16 protein-coding genes and 1 pseudogene are annotated in these 14,450 nt (G+C 61.8%); 10 read left to right on the forward strand and 7 right to left on the reverse strand.

The features are described 5' to 3' along the window. Positions 1 to 16 precede the first annotated feature (16 nt). The 4 genes from HMPREF9463_RS02475 (at position 17) to HMPREF9463_RS02490 (ending at position 3,460) form a co-directional block, all read left to right on the forward strand. Positions 17 to 469: a glycerol dehydrogenase gene (locus HMPREF9463_RS02475; RefSeq protein ID WP_147330582.1), complete on the forward strand. Its 453-nt coding sequence runs from the start codon at positions 17 to 19 to the stop codon at positions 467 to 469. Positions 470 to 620: 151 nt separating this feature from the next. Further along, positions 621 to 1,874, forward strand: coding sequence for a 4Fe-4S binding protein (locus HMPREF9463_RS02480; protein ID WP_035136920.1), 1,254 nt, complete (start codon positions 621 to 623; stop codon positions 1,872 to 1,874). 114 nt (positions 1,875 to 1,988) lie between these two features. Beyond that, complete coding sequence (gene ychF, locus HMPREF9463_RS02485) at positions 1,989 to 3,065, forward strand: redox-regulated ATPase YchF (protein WP_035136922.1); 1,077 nt, start codon at positions 1,989 to 1,991, stop codon at positions 3,063 to 3,065. An 11-nt stretch (positions 3,066 to 3,076) separates the two neighbouring features. Further along, a complete protein-coding gene (locus HMPREF9463_RS02490; protein ID WP_035136923.1) occupies positions 3,077 to 3,460 on the forward strand; it encodes a DUF1648 domain-containing protein in 384 nt (127 codons plus the stop codon). Between the two features lie 9 nt (positions 3,461 to 3,469). Here HMPREF9463_RS02490 and HMPREF9463_RS02495 read toward each other — a convergent pair whose 3' ends face one another. Next, entirely contained in the window at positions 3,470 to 3,859 is a 390-nt protein-coding gene (locus HMPREF9463_RS02495; RefSeq protein ID WP_035136925.1) for a hypothetical protein, read from the reverse strand. Between the two features lie 76 nt (positions 3,860 to 3,935). Here HMPREF9463_RS02495 and HMPREF9463_RS11545 point away from each other — a divergent pair, with 76 nt between their 5' ends. Beyond that, positions 3,936 to 4,154, forward strand: coding sequence for a helix-turn-helix domain-containing protein (locus HMPREF9463_RS11545; protein WP_035136926.1), 219 nt, complete (start codon positions 3,936 to 3,938; stop codon positions 4,152 to 4,154). A gap of 321 nt (positions 4,155 to 4,475) precedes the next feature. Here HMPREF9463_RS11545 and HMPREF9463_RS02505 read toward each other — a convergent pair whose 3' ends face one another. Next, positions 4,476 to 5,489 (reverse strand): asparaginase, encoded by a 1,014-nt coding sequence (locus tag HMPREF9463_RS02505; protein WP_035136927.1) that lies wholly within the window; start codon positions 5,487 to 5,489, stop codon positions 4,476 to 4,478. Between the two features lie 267 nt (positions 5,490 to 5,756). Between HMPREF9463_RS02505 and guaA the strand changes: the two genes are divergently transcribed. The 5 genes from guaA (at position 5,757) to HMPREF9463_RS02525 (ending at position 10,324) form a co-directional block, all read left to right on the forward strand. Next, positions 5,757 to 7,355: a glutamine-hydrolyzing GMP synthase gene (gene guaA / locus HMPREF9463_RS02510; RefSeq protein ID WP_035136929.1), complete on the forward strand. Its 1,599-nt coding sequence runs from the start codon at positions 5,757 to 5,759 to the stop codon at positions 7,353 to 7,355. A 111-nt stretch (positions 7,356 to 7,466) separates the two neighbouring features. Beyond that, positions 7,467 to 7,610 carry a hypothetical protein gene (locus HMPREF9463_RS10660; protein ID WP_324249158.1) on the forward strand — a complete coding sequence of 48 codons (144 nt, stop codon included), beginning with the start codon at positions 7,467 to 7,469 and terminating at the stop codon, positions 7,608 to 7,610. Positions 7,611 to 7,811: 201 nt separating this feature from the next. Then, complete coding sequence (locus HMPREF9463_RS02515) at positions 7,812 to 9,077, forward strand: ATP-binding protein (protein WP_035136930.1); 1,266 nt, start codon at positions 7,812 to 7,814, stop codon at positions 9,075 to 9,077. 205 nt (positions 9,078 to 9,282) lie between these two features. Then, complete coding sequence (locus HMPREF9463_RS02520) at positions 9,283 to 9,711, forward strand: hypothetical protein (RefSeq protein WP_035136932.1); 429 nt, start codon at positions 9,283 to 9,285, stop codon at positions 9,709 to 9,711. A gap of 28 nt (positions 9,712 to 9,739) precedes the next feature. Beyond that, on the forward strand, positions 9,740 to 10,324 hold the full coding sequence (locus HMPREF9463_RS02525; protein ID WP_035136934.1) for a hypothetical protein: 585 nt from the start codon (positions 9,740 to 9,742) through the stop codon (positions 10,322 to 10,324). 242 nt (positions 10,325 to 10,566) lie between these two features. Here HMPREF9463_RS02525 and HMPREF9463_RS02530 read toward each other — a convergent pair whose 3' ends face one another. The 5 genes and pseudogenes from HMPREF9463_RS02530 to HMPREF9463_RS10375 form a co-directional block, all read right to left on the reverse strand. Then, positions 10,567 to 11,241 carry a DUF3800 domain-containing protein gene (locus tag HMPREF9463_RS02530; RefSeq protein ID WP_035136936.1) on the reverse strand — a complete coding sequence of 225 codons (675 nt, stop codon included), beginning with the start codon at positions 11,239 to 11,241 and terminating at the stop codon, positions 10,567 to 10,569. 529 nt (positions 11,242 to 11,770) lie between these two features. Beyond that, a complete protein-coding gene (locus HMPREF9463_RS02540) occupies positions 11,771 to 13,168 on the reverse strand; it encodes a sensor histidine kinase (protein WP_052044020.1) in 1,398 nt (465 codons plus the stop codon). Between the two features lie 26 nt (positions 13,169 to 13,194). Then, complete coding sequence (locus HMPREF9463_RS02545) at positions 13,195 to 13,857, reverse strand: response regulator transcription factor (protein ID WP_035136940.1); 663 nt, start codon at positions 13,855 to 13,857, stop codon at positions 13,195 to 13,197. Positions 13,858 to 13,902: 45 nt separating this feature from the next. Next, on the reverse strand, positions 13,903 to 14,091 hold the full coding sequence (locus tag HMPREF9463_RS02550; RefSeq protein WP_035136941.1) for a hypothetical protein: 189 nt from the start codon (positions 14,089 to 14,091) through the stop codon (positions 13,903 to 13,905). Beyond that, positions 14,084 to 14,450 (reverse strand): annotated as a pseudogene (locus tag HMPREF9463_RS10375) (lantibiotic ABC transporter permease); the annotation flags it as partial. The gene HMPREF9463_RS02550 and the pseudogene HMPREF9463_RS10375, both read right to left, overlap by 8 nt.

Here is a 14,450-nt window from a genome sequence, read left to right on the forward strand (position 1 = left end):
GGGGCAAAGCCGACAGATGGCTTTGCCCCTTTTTTGCTATGGTGCAAAGTGGCCTGTCTCCAATGCACAAGTTGGTGCAGAGGGCAGGTTACTTTGCGCCAATCGTTGTTTGATGAAGGGCGGATTCTCGTATGGCGCTCCCATGGTTTATGGCGGTCCGGGCCGGTATGTTCAGGGGCCGGGAGAGCTCTCGCGTCAAGGCAGATTTCTGTCATGGCTGGGGTGCTCCGCCTATGTCCTGTTTGACCAAGGCACCGAGGATCGACTGTGCAAACAGATCGTCGATGGATTTCTGGGCGAAGATCTAAGCGAGCCGTTCTTTAAGATTTATGACGGTCCGTGCAGCGAGATTTCCGATGTCGACCTGCAAGGTGTTGCAAATGCGGTCTTTAGTAACGAGCGTAACATGGCCAACGAGCAGGCCAAGGTGACCAAACAGAAGCTCGTGCAGCTCATGTGCGAGGCATAGCTTGGCGCTTGATCGACCTTGTGCAATCGGGGCGGCGATAAGCCATGGGCTATTTGCCGCAAAGATGCGCCGCGTGTAATTTACCCGAGGCGTGGGCCGATGGCGTATCATTATCTCTTGCTTGTTTGCACTGCTCAGGGAGGGGCCGCGCATGGCGCAGGAACACGATCTGTTTGATGACATTATCGAGATCAGCAAGGGTTTCGACTTTCTTAAAAACCCGCTTGGCGGCGTGACCGACGCGCTCGATCCGTCGGCGCCGCAGTGGAATCCTGCCGACTACAAGGAGCGTCCGCGCGGCAACACCATTCCGTGCTTGACCTGCAAAAACGAAAAGAGCGGTTGCGCCGCGTGCATGGACGTGTGCCCGGTCAACGCTATCGAGGTCGAGGAAGACGCCATCGAGATCCTCGACTCCTGTCGCAAGTGCGGCCTGTGCGCCGCTGCCTGTCCGACCGAGGCGATCATCTCGCCGCGCCTGGCGCCTAAAAACCTGTATGACGATATCGTCTCCGCTGCTACGAGCCACGAGACCGCCTACGTCACCTGCACACGCGCCCTCAAGCGCATGCCGCGCGAAAACGAGGTCGTCGTTGCCTGCGTGGGCGATATTACGGCCGAGACCTGGTTCTCGGTACTGGCGGACTATCCCAACGTGAGCGTCTACCTGCCACTGGGCGTGTGCGATAAGTGCCGCAACACCGGTGGCGAGGACATTTTGGGCGAGGCCATTGCTACCGCCGAGGAGTGGGCGGGTACGGGCATGGGCCTGGAGGTCGACCCCAAGAGCCTCAAATGCCATAAGCGCCGCGAGTACGAGCGCAAGGAGTACATGGATAAGATTGCCCGCACCACGGGCCTGACGGTGACCAAGCTCAATCCGGCGACGGCGGCGCTGGCCTCGGTGACGCAGAAGTTGAAGGCTCACCGTCACCAGATCACGCAGCTCGAGCGCACGCTCAACACCATGTGCGGCACCACGACGACCAAGCGTCGCCGTTCGCTCACGCACGGGCGGCAGCTGGTGCTCTCGACGCTGCAGAACCACCCCGAGCTTGCCCAGAATATGCAGGTGAGCACACCGGAATGCGATTTTGACAAGTGCACGTCATGCGGCGATTGCGTCAACGTGTGCCCCACGTTTGCCTGCGATTTGGTGGGAAGCGGTCGCTTTGCACTGGAGTCCACGTATTGCCTAGGTTGCGGAGCCTGCGTCAAGGTGTGCCCCGAGCATGCGCTCAAGCTGGTCGAGCACGATGCGTCCAATCTGGTCGTTGTCGACCCCGAGGCCGAGGAAAAGGCCGCTCAGAAGGCCAAGGCCCACGAAGAGGCCCAGAAGGCCAAGGCCGAGGCAAAGGCCAAGCTTGACAAGATGCTCGATCAGGTGGAGAAGCTCGCGGACTAGTCAGCGAGCTCTATCTCTGCTTCATTTGCGCCGCCGCAGCATCCGGGCGAATCCGGACACCGCGGCGGCGCTATACTTATACAGTTTGAAGTACCTGTACTAAAAGGAGCTGTCGTGTCCCTTTCCATCGGTATCGTGGGCCTGCCCAACGTGGGCAAGTCGACGCTGTTCACCGCGCTTACCAAAAAGACCGGCCTTGCCGCCAACTACCCGTTTGCCACGATCGACCCCAACGTGGGTATCGTCGATGTGCCCGATAGCCGCCTGCAAAAGCTTGCCGACATCGTCAACCCGGGCCGCATTGTGCCGGCGACGGTCGAGTTTGTCGACATCGCGGGCCTGGTGAAGGGTGCCAACGAGGGCGAGGGCCTGGGCAACCAGTTCTTGGCAAACATCCGCGAGACCGATGCCATCTGTGAGGTCGTACGCTACTTTAAGGACCCCAACGTCATGCGTGAGGTGGGCCGCACGGGCGAGTTCGTCGATCCCGCCGGCGATGCCGACACCATCATGACCGAGCTTATCCTGGCCGACATGGGCACGCTCGAGAAGCAGCTGCCCAAGCTCGAGAAGGAGGCCAAGCGCGACAAGGAGCTCATGCCCAAGTTCGAGGTGGCCAAGCGCCTGCTTGCCTGGCTCAACGAGGGCAAGCGCGCCGCATCCATGGAGATGACCGATGAGGAGCGTGCCGCCGCCAAGGGCCTGTTCCTGCTCACCATGAAGCCCATCCTGTATGTGGCCAACGTGGACGAGGATATGCTCAACGACGATCTGGCCCCCATCGACGGCGTCAAGCCGCTGCCTATCTGCGCCAAGATCGAGGCCGAGCTTTCCGAGCTCGATCCCGAGGACGCCGCCGACTACCTGGAGAGCCTGGGCTTGGAGCAGCCCGGCCTGGACGTGCTCGCGCAGGCTGCCTACAAGCTGCTCGGCCTGCAGTCGTTCTTTACGGCCGGCGAGATGGAGGTCAAGGCCTGGACGGTGCGTCAGGGCGCGACCGCCCCGCAGGCCGCCGGCGTCATCCACACCGATTTTGAACGCGGCTTTATTAAGGCCGAGGTTATTGGCTACGACGACTACATCGAGCTCGGCGGCGAGCAGGGCGCCAAGGCCGCCGGCAAGCTGCGTATTGAGGGCAAGGACTATGTCATGGCCGATGGCGACGTCGTGCACTTCCGCTTTAACGTGTAAGGACGACGCGCATGTTTAAATATGGAAAAAAAGCCGGCTACATGGGCATCGCGCTGCTGGTGCTTGCGGTGATTCCGCTGGTGGTTGCAGCGTGTGTTATCCCCAACATTGGTCCCGAGGTGGCAACAAAGTTTAATGCCGCCGGCGAGGCGACGCGCTGGGGCAAGAGCTATGAGTTGCTGGCACTGCCGGTGCTCAACCTGCTGCTGAGCGTGGCGACGTACTTTACGGCAGGACGCCAGGCTAAAAACAATGATGACTCCGCCGCCATGGCGCGCATCGTGTGCGAGCGCTACCTGCGCAACGGCTGTATCACGGGCGTGTTCTTCAACGTGGTTAACGTTTACTTTATGTACTCGGCGATTACCGGAACGGGCTTTGGCTTTGGTTTCTAGCTTGTCCTTTTAGGCAACGAGTCTGCACGCATATTCAATGGCTGCTGCGAGGCCGCCGCTCGATCGTGGTTTAAAGACCATGTCGGCGGCGGCCTCGTTTTCGTATCCGGCGCCACGAAGGGCGAGCACGATGCCGGCTTCTAAAAGGAGCGGCAGGCCGCGTTGGCTGGTTGCGATTACGGCAGCCTGATTGAGCGAGCAGCTGTGCGCTTGGCATTGGATGGCAAGTTCACCTTGCGCCGGGCAAGGGACCAGAACGGCGACGACGCGACTTGATAGCAATGCAAATGCTGTGCGCTCATCGGGCGAAAGGCATTCTGCTTCAACGACGACGAGCTTGGGCGGCGCGCTGTTTGTGCGAGGCGTGGCTCGGTACATGCGGACCGAAGAACCCGACATAGAAAACTCCTGTGTATTCGGCAAAACGTAAACTATAGTTTACGTTTATGTTCGGCTCCATTTCAAACTCGGCTGCATGGACGAACGTGCGAAACAGATTCTTGGCAGGCGGGTCGAAGAGACACGCAGGGACCTTGGTATCTCCAAGGTTGATTTTTGTGTGGCGACAGGAATCAGCCGACCCTACCTCGACCGAATCGAAGATGGGACGGCAAATTTCACGCTCAAGGTTCTATTTAAGATCGCGCCCGCACTCGGTATGACGGTGTCAGAGCTTCTCGAGGGCATCGAATAGGGCGTTCCTCGCTGCTAATTGACGCTCTTTGGGCGGGTCCCCCTGGTTTCGATGTGCAAAATCGCGAGTATTCAGCACTTGTTCAGCCGTAGATGGTAGCTCGAGCGGCTGGCTTTGCCTTTTTGACAGTAGTTAATCCACACGCTTAATAAAAATGAGGAATAAATATTTACTAAACGGACCCTTCGTCCTAAAAGTTCGTCTAATAATCGGCCGATTCTATGCGTCCGGAGGAGAAATTGCAGAATACTCCGATTTTTGCACGGCCCGAGGGGGACCACCTGTCGTTTGAGGCTGCGATAAGTGGAACTGCCTTAGGGACTACGCCATCGGGATGCGGTCATGGTTGACTTGGCTGTGGAACAGACGCTGAATCTCAGCCGCATCGCGTGACTGGCCGAGCGCCCACATGGTTTTGGCCACGAGCGTCTCGGTGGTCATGTCATCGCCGCGCAGAATGCCCGGATGATCGGCGTAAGCACGGCCAACCTCATAAACGCCCAGATCGAGGCCCTCTTCGGGGACCTGCGTGGTCATAACGACGGTGCGGCCCGAATCGACCCAGCGGAAAATTGCCTCTTGGAACGACTCGCCCGACTCACCAAACTCGGGGATACCGCCAATGCCAAAGGTCTCTAGAATCACGGCGTCGTAGCTATCGGCTAGGGCGTCGAGGATGCCCGGGTTTACGCCGGGCGTAAGCTTGAGTACAAATACGCGCGGGTCGATGCTGTCGTAGAAATGCACCGGGTTTTCGCCCTGATGCGTACCGTGAAGCCCGTTGCGCACGATGCGGCCGTTGCGGATATAGGCGATGGGCGGATAGTTGACGCTAATGAACGCGTTAAAGCTCATGGTGCGCTGCTTGCGGGCGCGCGTGCCGGCAATGGCGACGCCGCCAAACACGATCGAGACGTCGTGCGAGTGCTCATCGAGTGCATAGAGCAGGCTTTGGTACAGGTTGAGCTTGGCGTCGGTGAAGGGGTTGCCCATGGGCTTTTGCGAGCCAGTGAGCACGATGGGCTTGGGGCTGTCCTGAATCAGGTAGGAAAGCGCTGCCGCGGTGTAACTCATGGTGTCGGTGCCGTGCAGAATCACGAAGCCGTCGTGGTCGGCATAGCCCTCGACGATGACGTCGCGGATCCGCATCCAGTCACTCGGGCGCATATTGGTGCTGTCGATGTTCATGGGCTGCACGACGTCGAGCTCGCAGAGCCCCGAGATCTCGGGGACGCTCTGGGCGAGCTCCTCACCGGTCAGGGCGGGGGAGAGGCCGTTGCCGTCCTCGGTCGATGCGATGGTGCCGCCCGTGGCGATGAGAAGGATGCGCTTCATGCTGGTATTCCTATCGTATTTGCCGCCGCAGAGGCGGAGTCGTTCGGCAGTATTGTGGCACAGGGCGTCCAATGTTCAAACGTATTACATCATCTGTAACGTTTGGTAACACTTCAATTGTTGTTAAATAGGGGCCCAGGTCGTGCGTTTGCCGTGCGCTGATGGCTGCGAGGGACGAGAAACCCCATATAACGTGTACACTATGAAAGTTATTCTCGTTTATTCGCGCGGGTGGGCACCGGCTCCCCGCCAACAAGAGGGGGAACCATGGATCAAAAGGCTTCCGCAAAGGTCCTCGTACTCGACTTTGGTGCGCAGTACGGTCAGCTCATTGCCCGTCGCGTCCGCGACCTCAACGTGTATTCCGAGATCGTCCCCTGCGACATCTCGGCCGACGAGATTCGCGAGATGAACGCCTCTGCGCTCATCCTTTCCGGCGGCCCGGCTTCCGTGTATGCCGAGGACGCTCCGTCCATCGATCCTGCCATCTTTGACCTGGGCCTTCCCGTCCTGGGCTTTTGCTACGGCCATCAGATCACGGCCGTGACGCTCGGCGGCAAGGTCGGCCACTCCGAGGTGGGCGAGTACGGCCGTGCCACCATCACGCGCACGGCCGGCGCCAAGCTCTTTAACTCCACGCCTATGGAGCAGACCGTGTGGATGAGCCATCGCGACGCCGTTTCCGAGGTGCCCGAGGGCTTTACCGTTACCGCCAGCACTGACGTGTGCCCGGTTGCTGCCATGGAGTGCGTCGAGCGCAAGATTTTCACCACGCAGTTCCACCCCGAGGTCAAGCACTCCGAGTATGGTCAGCAGCTGCTGAGCAACTTCCTGTTTGAGATCTGCGGCCTGGAGCCCAACTGGAGCATGGACAACCTGGTCGAGACCATGACGGCCGAGTTCCGCGAGAAGGTCGGCGACGACCGCGTGATTCTGGCCCTGTCCGGTGGCGTCGACTCCTCCGTCGTGGCTGCGCTGGGCGCTCGCGCCGTGGGCAAGCAGATGACCTGCGTGTTCATCAACCACGGCCTGCTGCGCAAGGGCGAGCCCGAGCAGGTGGAGGAGGTCTTCACCAAGCAGTTTGACGTCGACTTTATCCACGTTCACGCCGAGGACCGCTATGCCGAGCTTCTGGCTGGCGTGACCGAGCCCGAGGAGAAGCGCCGCATCATCGGTACGCAGTTCTGGAAAGAGTTCTTCGCCGTGGCGCAGCAGCTCGAGACCGATGGCAAGCCGGTCAAGTACCTGGCTCAGGGCACTATCTACCCCGACATCATCGAGTCCGGCGCTCGCAAGACGGGCGGCAAGACGGCCACCATCAAGAGCCACCACAACCTGATCCCGTTCCCCGAGGGCGTGCACTTCGACCTTATCGAGCCGCTCGATCACTTCTTTAAGGACGAGGTCCGCGCGCTTGGTCTGGCGCTGGGCCTGCCGGGTCACATCGTGTTCCGTCAGCCCTTCCCGGGCCCGGGTCTTGCCATCCGTATCATCGGCGCGGTCGACAAGGAGAAGCTCGAGATCCTCAAGAACGCCGACGCTATCGTGCGCGAGGAGCTCGACGCCTACAACCAGCGTCTGTTTGAGCAGACCGGCGAGCGCAACTCCGAGCACAGCTGCTGGCAGTATTTCGCGGTCCTGCCTGACATCAAGTCCGTTGGCGTTATGGGCGACGAGCGCACCTACCAGCGCCCGATCATCCTGCGTGCCGTCGAGTCCAGCGATGCCATGACCGCCGACTGGGCCAAACTGCCTTACGACGTCCTGGCCCGCATCTCCGGCCGCATCGTTGCCGAGGTCCCCGGCGCCAACCGCGTGTGCTACGACATCACGTCCAAGCCGCCCGCGACCATCGAGTGGGAGTAGAACAGACGTTCGATTCTATGCTATAGTGTTTGCCAATGGGCGCGGCATCTTCCGAATCCGCGCCCATTGCTATACGGGCCTTACGATGACGAGCTGACGATCATAGGCGCCATGCGTGCATTTGCGGCGGAACGGGGATATGCGCCCGACTTCTCCGAATCCCGCCTCTGTCACGAGATTTACCTCTCCGACCCGCGCAAGTACGCGCCGGAGAAGCTCAAGACCGTGATTCGCCATCCCATCAAGCCGATTTAGCGAAACGAGCGCCGCCGTGCGGTCCGGCTTTTGGGGTTTATCAATTGGTAGTCCGCGTCGATCGAGCAAGCTGCCCTGCCTCCCGGCAGGTGCGTAATCCCCTTGGTCGATCCGTCTCGAGGTGCGCTCTTTGCTCATCTTGTGGCGTGGAGTTACGATACTCCTAAAAGTGTAACCAGATTCGAGTTTTAGGAGCAGCTTTTGAAGGGTGGCAGACTCAGGAACCGCGATAGATACCTCGAGGAGGCGATGCTCTTCCATGACACCGACCTCATCAAGGTGATCACGGGCGTGCGCAGGTGCGGCAAGTCGAGCCTTCTCGATCTAATTAGGATGGCCATCGAGTCTGAAGGAGTCGCTGGCCGCGGCTTTGTGAGCGTCAACCTGGAAAGCAAGGGTACGGGCATCAAGACGGAGGACCAGCTTTATGATTACGTTCGCGGGCGCCTGTCGGACAAGGGTCGCACCTACGTTTTCATAGACGAGCCCCAGAGAATCGATGGCTGGCAGGATGCGGTCAACGCAATGAGGGTCGACTTCGATTGTGACATCTACCTCACGGGCTCGAATGCGTATCTTCTCTCGAGCGAGCTGGCCACCTATCTCTCCGGGCGCTACGTAGAGGTAAAGATGCTGCCCCTGTCCTTCTCCGAGTTCGCCGACTTCTGCGGAATCGAGTTCGTATCGGGAACTTCGGTGGCTCTCACTCCCGAGGGGGATCCCGTTCTCTTCGACGACATGCTTACTCGTTACCTTGAGTACGGGGGCATGCCAGCCATCGCATCCCTCTCGACGACCCAGGCGCAGCACTCGGCGTACATGTCCGGCGTCTACGAAGCCATCGCCGTGCGTGATATTGTCAACCGTGAGCGCGGGAAGGGCAAAAGTGCGGTGACTGACCCTTCCCTGCTGCGCCATGTGGCCGAATTCCTGGCGGACAACATCGGCAACGAGTGCTCGTCGAGTCGAATCGCCGGCGCGTTAACTTCTGCGGGGCCGAAGACCACGAACAAGACCGTTTCCTCGTATGTGGGTGCGCTTGAGGAGGCCTTCCTGTTCTATCGTGCCACGCGTTACGATTTGCACGGCAAGGCGCTCCTCAAGACGAACCCAAAGGAGTACATCGTCGACACCGGCTTCAGGACCTGGATGGCCGGCTATAGGGTCACGGATACTGGCCGCCTGTTCGAGAACGCCGTGTATCTCCAGCTGCTCTACGAAGGATGGAGCGTGCATGTGGGCAAGCTCTATGGCAAGGAAGTCGACTTCGTTGCGACGAAGGACGGGCGCGTGCTCTACGTGCAGGCGACTGACGAGATGTTCGCAAGCGAGACCAGGGAGCGAGAGATCGCCCCTCTGAAGTCGATACGAGACAACCACGAGAAGATCGTGGTCGTGAGGCAGGGTTCCTACGACACGGATATCGACGGCATCCGCATCGTGAGCGCGAGGGACTTTTTCCTCTAGGGCCATGCGATTCATCGCGAGGCAGTTAGGTCCAATCTGGGGAACCATCCGATTAAGCTCGTGTTTTACCAAGTATCTGAAGATATGTACCGAATGGTCGATGGGCTTCGACTGGATGACCTGACGGTCTCGGTGTTCTTCCGGGGCGAGGGGGGATGCCCCCGTAGTCGTCGCGCCTCTGTTCGTCCAAACGATGCAGGACTATATGAGGCTTGCCAATATCGATGCCGAGGTGTTTGCCGCTACGTTGAAGCAGTATCCAGTCACCGAAGTTAGCTCTGCCTACGTCAACGACAAGATGCTTGAAATGCTATCAGCCTACGATCAAGATGCGTGCTGTAAGGAAGAGTTGCTGAAATGCTGCGAGATGACCGTAGACGCCCTGGAAGCTTTTGCGGATCGAGAGGCAACCCTGATAAATCGATATCAAATTGCCGCTCGAAAGCGAGATCTTACTAGCGAGGAGAAATCTGAGTTAATGGCAATCCAGCTGAATTCAGATAGTGCGCTGTCGAAAGCATGCGCAGCAGCCTTGCGCGGAGACTCGGACATGGCCTCTGCGCTCAGAGCGTCACTTGACGAAGAAGCACGAACGACGCTCGGCTCATGGCCGATCGGCCGTTTCTTCGCATAAGACCGCATAGACTTTTTGAGGCATCGAAATGAAGCTACTCGTCGAATCGATTAGAAATGCGGTTGAGAAAGACTGCCTTATCCCAGCCCTTATGTCTTCCCTTACCATTCCCGACGCCATGGGGCAGCTTCTTTATCCCAATCTCGTCCTTCATAACGGGAAGAGAGCGGCGGGGCGGCAGTATGTGAAGTGGTTTGATGACTGGGCGGCAAACGACTTCCTGTTTTCGGGAGACCCCTCGAACGAAGGTGAAACGATTCCAGGTCAAATCTTTAATGGGAAGATGTGCTGGAAGCTCCGGTGCTCCCTGTTGCATTCAGGCGACTACGATGTGTCGGTCGATGCTCCCGAGAAAGACGAGAGCTTCGACTACGACTACAAGTTCGAGCTTGTCCTCCACGGGTGCAACGCCCTCTGCTCTTCCTGGCCGTCGCCCAAGAGCGGGATGCGTGCGACTAAGAGCGTGACGTTCCGCGTTGATGCGGCGTCGCTCGCGAGCTCGCTGTGCAACGCCGCGGAGGCCTGTCTTAAAGAAACGGGGGAAACGGTCAGTTACCCCAATCTGGAGTTATTCGACGTGGCTGCATGGGCGGATAGATTCAATACTCGCTGAGCCATCTCGTCAAACTCCTTGTGTGCTAAACGTTGGTGTTGGCGCCCCGGAAAAGGGGTGTGGCCAGCGCCTAGAATCTTCAGCTACCACGCTGAGACGATAGGAGATGACCACATGGACACTATGGCGCACGAGGCGCCCGCGACGCCGTTGCTTGCGTTTCGCTATCGCTGCTCGAAGCGTGTCGCTTGGGGCCCTGGCCGGAGGAGAGACGACCGCTCCCTGCGAGACTGCGGAACCACCTATATCCGCTTGCTGCGGGCTTGCTTGAGCCAGTTCCTCTTGAAAGAGCCTATACCTCCGAAGAACTTGTTGTACGTCTCACCGTTCTCCTTGGCCTCGTACTTGACCAAGGCAAGTTCGATAGTGCAGAGGTAATCCGCCACTTGCTCGAGGCGGTAGTCGGTCATCGAGGTCTTGCGGCGTCGGACGACCCCTTTTGAGAGAACCTTGTCCACCGAGCGGTCGAGCGCCTGCTTGACAATGTCCTGACCGTTGTCGTAATAGACCTTCACATCGTCGAAGGACTGGAAGAAGCCCAGGTGTTCAATCATTGCGGAGGAGATGTCGCGCCCCATGCGCTCCATTAGCCTTGCCGGGTCTTCGAACTGGCTGCGGCGGTAGACGAACGTGATATAGGAAATGGGAAGTTTGCGGACGAACGAGGAGAAGTAGGCGAGCATCACCTTGCGCTGCTCGATGTCAAGAAACTCATAATCCTTGTGCCCGTTCATGAGAGGCTCGGAGTGAAACGGAATGTTAGGGAGATCGGCCCTGGCAAGCTTGGCCTCATAGCCCGTGACCGCCTCGGCGATGCTGTTTGCCTGGTCGTGAAAGACGAGTGTGAGCAGGTAGTAGCGAGCTTTGCCGCCGCGGTCGCCGCTCTCGTCGACGAAGATGCTGAGCTCCTTGGCCAATGGGGACTCCTAATGGAATGGATAAAAAAATAGCCGGGGGACTCCCCCGGCACTTGGAGGTAGCTTAATGAGCCACCAATAACCTTATAGCATGCTCTGACGGTAAGATCAAGGGGGGCGAGCCGGTACATGGCGTCGCGGCTGATGCGCGGCATCGCGCACGCCTCGTCGGCGCCGAATATCGCGTTGGTCGATGCGATGAGCCTCACCTGGCTCCTGTTAATGCTCTTGGTCATGGTCGTCCTCGAGCTCCTTTCGTCTCGAGGCTTCCTCGCGTGCCCGGCCGCGGGCGGCTCCCGGGGCGGTCGCGGCCGTCATTTGCGACGTGCTTGAGGCGGAGGCATCCGATCAGGCCGGCCTTGCGTCCTGGGTCGCCAACATCCGTCCAGCGGCGGACGAGATGGCGACTCGCATCGCCGACATGCTCATGCACATGGGGCGGCGACTAGCCAGGGCGATCCCCGCAACGGGTATTATTGTCCGGGAAACGTTTGGTTGCGAGCCACGCCGGTGTGCGGGGCCTGAGTCGTCAGGCCCCGCACAGGGGGACCGCGATGGTGGCCACCGCGCCGCCCGAGGGGCTGTTGGCGAGCGAGACGGAGCCCCCGTGGGCGCTCGCGGCCTCGGAGGCGGCGTGGAGGCCGAGCCCGTAGTGGCGGCCTCCGTCGCGCGAGGAGCGGGAGGAGTCGTCTGTGAAGAGGCGCTCGCAGCCACGTTCGAGGGCGGCGGGAGAGAAGCCCGGTCCGTCGTCAGCGACCTCGATGACGAGGTGCCCGCCCGCGACGTCGCAGGAGACCGCCACGCGCGAGCGCGCGTGCTCGGCGGCGTTGGCCACGAGGTTCGCGGCGGCTCGCGCCAGGGCGGTTCGGTCGAGCGGGGCCTCGGGCGCGCCCGCGACAGCAGGGCCCGTGGCCGCGTCGAGCGTCACGCCTCGCGCCCGGGCGATCTGGGCGGCCTCGGCGAGGACCTGTTCGCAGAGCTCGGCCGGCCGCATGGGGGTCCTCTCCGCCCCGCCGGACCCGCGCGAGGCCTCGATGAGCAGGCGCACGTATCCGTCGAGCCTTTCGACACCGCCGGCTATGTCGCGCGCGGCGGCCGCGAGGTCGGCGTCTTTCTCGTCTTCCAGCTCCTCCGCCACGAAGTCGGCGTTGGCGCGCAGCACGGTGAGCGGCGTCTTGAGGTCGTGGGCGAGCGACGCCACCTGCTCGCGCTGCCCCCGCTCCGCGGCCCAGCGGGCCTCGAGCGACTCGGCGAGGGAGGCCCGCATGGCGTCCATCGCGGCGAGGACGTCGTTCACCTCGCGCACGTTGGTGCTGCCGACCGCGAAGTCGAGCTCTCCCGCGCCGACGCGCCCCGCTGCCTCCGCGAGCGGCGCCATCTTGTGCGAGATCACGCGGCTCGCGCGGCGCGCCACGAGCGCGAGCGCGAGCGCGCTTCCCGCAGCGGCGCCGACGAGCATGAGATTCTGCGGGTTGGGAAGCAGGCCGGCGAGGTCGCGCGAGACCCACTGCGGCAGGTACTCGCTGACGAGTGCGCTGGCCCCGCCGCCCTTGAGCGGGAACGCGGCGTAGGTGAGGCCCGAGCCCCCGCCCTCGATCTCCACTGTGCCCGGATCCGTGGCGAGTGCCGCACGGGCCATTTCCGTCGCGTCCTCGAGCCGCGTGCCCTCGAGGTCTGTCATCAGCACGTATCCGTCCTTATTCAGGATGAGGTAGCGGTACGCCGTCGGCACGTCCTGCTGCCCGCAGACGCCGTCGCGTGCCAGACCCTCCGCGACCTCGCGCGCATTGGCCGGCCCCCAGCTTGCCTCGTAGACGAAGCCCGCGTTGATCGCCGCGGAGAGCGCCATGAACGAGGCGAGCCACGCCGTGGCGACCGCCGCGAACGCGTAGGCGAAGTAGCGCGCGATGACGAAGGAGAGCGGCATGCCCCCGCGACCTCGCGCCCCGGTCCTCAGAGCTGCCACTTGTACCCCATCCCCCAGACGGTCGCGATCGGATCGGCGCCGGCCTCGGAGAGTTTCCTCCGGGCGCGGCTGACCTGCATGGATATGGCCGCGTCGTCGGCGTCGCTCTCCCAGCCGAGCACCGCCTCGCGGATCTGCGCGCGGCTCATGACCTGCCCGGGGTGGCGGGCGAGGTACTCGCAGATGGCGTACTCGGTGGGCGTGAGCGGAACGGCCTCGCCGCCCACGGCGAGGCCGCGCGCCCCGAGGTCGATCCGCACCTCCCCGAAGGAGAGGGTGTGCGAGCGCGGCCGGCGCTCACGGCGTAGATGGGCCGCGACCTTGGCGCGCAGCTCCGCGGCCCCGAAGGGCTTGCGGACGTAGTCGTCGGCTCCTAGGCCGTAGCCGGCCACGGCGTCCTCCTCGGCCACGCGCGCGGTCAGGAAGATGATGGGCCCGTCGAAGTCCGGGCGGATCTGCCGCACGAGCTCGAAGCCGTCGAGCCCCGGCATCATGACGTCACAGAGCACGAGGTCGAAGCGCGAGAGGTCCATCCCCGGGACCGCCGTCGGGTCCGCTGCCTTGACGACCTCATGGCCGTCGCGGCCGAGGACGCGCGCGAGCGCGTCGAGGATCGCCCGTTCATCATCCACTGCCAGTATTCTCGCCATGTTCGACCTCCTGAAACTCCCGTCGGCATTGTACTTGCGCCGCGCTCAGCGGTCCAGAGCCCCGCGCGCAGCCGCGGGCGCGGGCGCCCACATGGTGATCTCAGGGTTGGGCAGCACGCGGTCGGCGATCGAGCGCAGCGCCGACCCCCAGCCGGCGTCGAGCAGGGCATTCCCGCCCAGGACGAGCGCTGCGGAGAGGAGGGCGAGCACGGCGGCGAGCGGCTTCCTACTCATCTGCCCTCCCGTCCTCGAAGCGGCAGAACCAGGCCAGAAGGACGGCGGCGGCTGCCAGGGCGAGCACGAGGCCAGCGAGCGCAGTCGTGAGGAGAGGGGCCGCCGCGCGTGCGGCGTCGATGAAGGCCTCTATCCCGAGCGACCCCAGGCGCGCGGGCCAGGCGAGCGGCACCCAGCTCAGGGGCGTCGCCAGGGCACCGGTGAGCTCGCCGGTCATGAGGCCGTGCGCAAGTCCGCCCACTGAGAAGAACGCGAGGAGCATCCCCGCCGCACCGGCGCAGATGGCGGCGTTGCGGCTGAGGCGCAGGGCCACGCCGAGCCCCAGCGCGTAGAGGGGCAGGCTGCCCAGCACGATGCCC

The organism is Collinsella sp. 4_8_47FAA, assembly GCF_000763055.1.
In the GTDB taxonomy this organism is placed as follows: Bacteria; Actinomycetota; Coriobacteriia; order Coriobacteriales; family Coriobacteriaceae; genus Collinsella.

What these genes read in the sequence shown, in the direction of transcription:
- HMPREF9463_RS02475 (WP_147330582.1), top strand. Translation starts at nt 17, where the DNA reads ATGGCTTTGCCCCTTTTTTGCTATGGTGCAAAGTGGCCTGTCTCCAAT.
- HMPREF9463_RS02480 (WP_035136920.1), top strand. Translation starts at nt 621, where the DNA reads ATGGCGCAGGAACACGATCTGTTTGATGACATTATCGAGATCAGCAAG.
- HMPREF9463_RS02490 (WP_035136923.1), top strand. Translation starts at nt 3,077, where the DNA reads ATGTTTAAATATGGAAAAAAAGCCGGCTACATGGGCATCGCGCTGCTG.
- HMPREF9463_RS02495 (WP_035136925.1), bottom strand. Translation starts at nt 3,859, where the DNA reads ATGTCGGGTTCTTCGGTCCGCATGTACCGAGCCACGCCTCGCACAAAC.
- HMPREF9463_RS11545 (WP_035136926.1), top strand. Translation starts at nt 3,936, where the DNA reads ATGGACGAACGTGCGAAACAGATTCTTGGCAGGCGGGTCGAAGAGACA.
- HMPREF9463_RS02505 (WP_035136927.1), bottom strand. Translation starts at nt 5,489, where the DNA reads ATGAAGCGCATCCTTCTCATCGCCACGGGCGGCACCATCGCATCGACC.
- guaA (WP_035136929.1), top strand. Translation starts at nt 5,757, where the DNA reads ATGGATCAAAAGGCTTCCGCAAAGGTCCTCGTACTCGACTTTGGTGCG.
- HMPREF9463_RS10660 (WP_324249158.1), top strand. Translation starts at nt 7,467, where the DNA reads ATGCGTGCATTTGCGGCGGAACGGGGATATGCGCCCGACTTCTCCGAA.
- HMPREF9463_RS02520 (WP_035136932.1), top strand. Translation starts at nt 9,283, where the DNA reads ATGAGGCTTGCCAATATCGATGCCGAGGTGTTTGCCGCTACGTTGAAG.
- HMPREF9463_RS02525 (WP_035136934.1), top strand. Translation starts at nt 9,740, where the DNA reads ATGAAGCTACTCGTCGAATCGATTAGAAATGCGGTTGAGAAAGACTGC.
- HMPREF9463_RS02540 (WP_052044020.1), bottom strand. Translation starts at nt 13,168, where the DNA reads ATGCCGCTCTCCTTCGTCATCGCGCGCTACTTCGCCTACGCGTTCGCG.
- HMPREF9463_RS02545 (WP_035136940.1), bottom strand. Translation starts at nt 13,857, where the DNA reads ATGGCGAGAATACTGGCAGTGGATGATGAACGGGCGATCCTCGACGCG.
- HMPREF9463_RS02550 (WP_035136941.1), bottom strand. Translation starts at nt 14,091, where the DNA reads ATGAGTAGGAAGCCGCTCGCCGCCGTGCTCGCCCTCCTCTCCGCAGCG.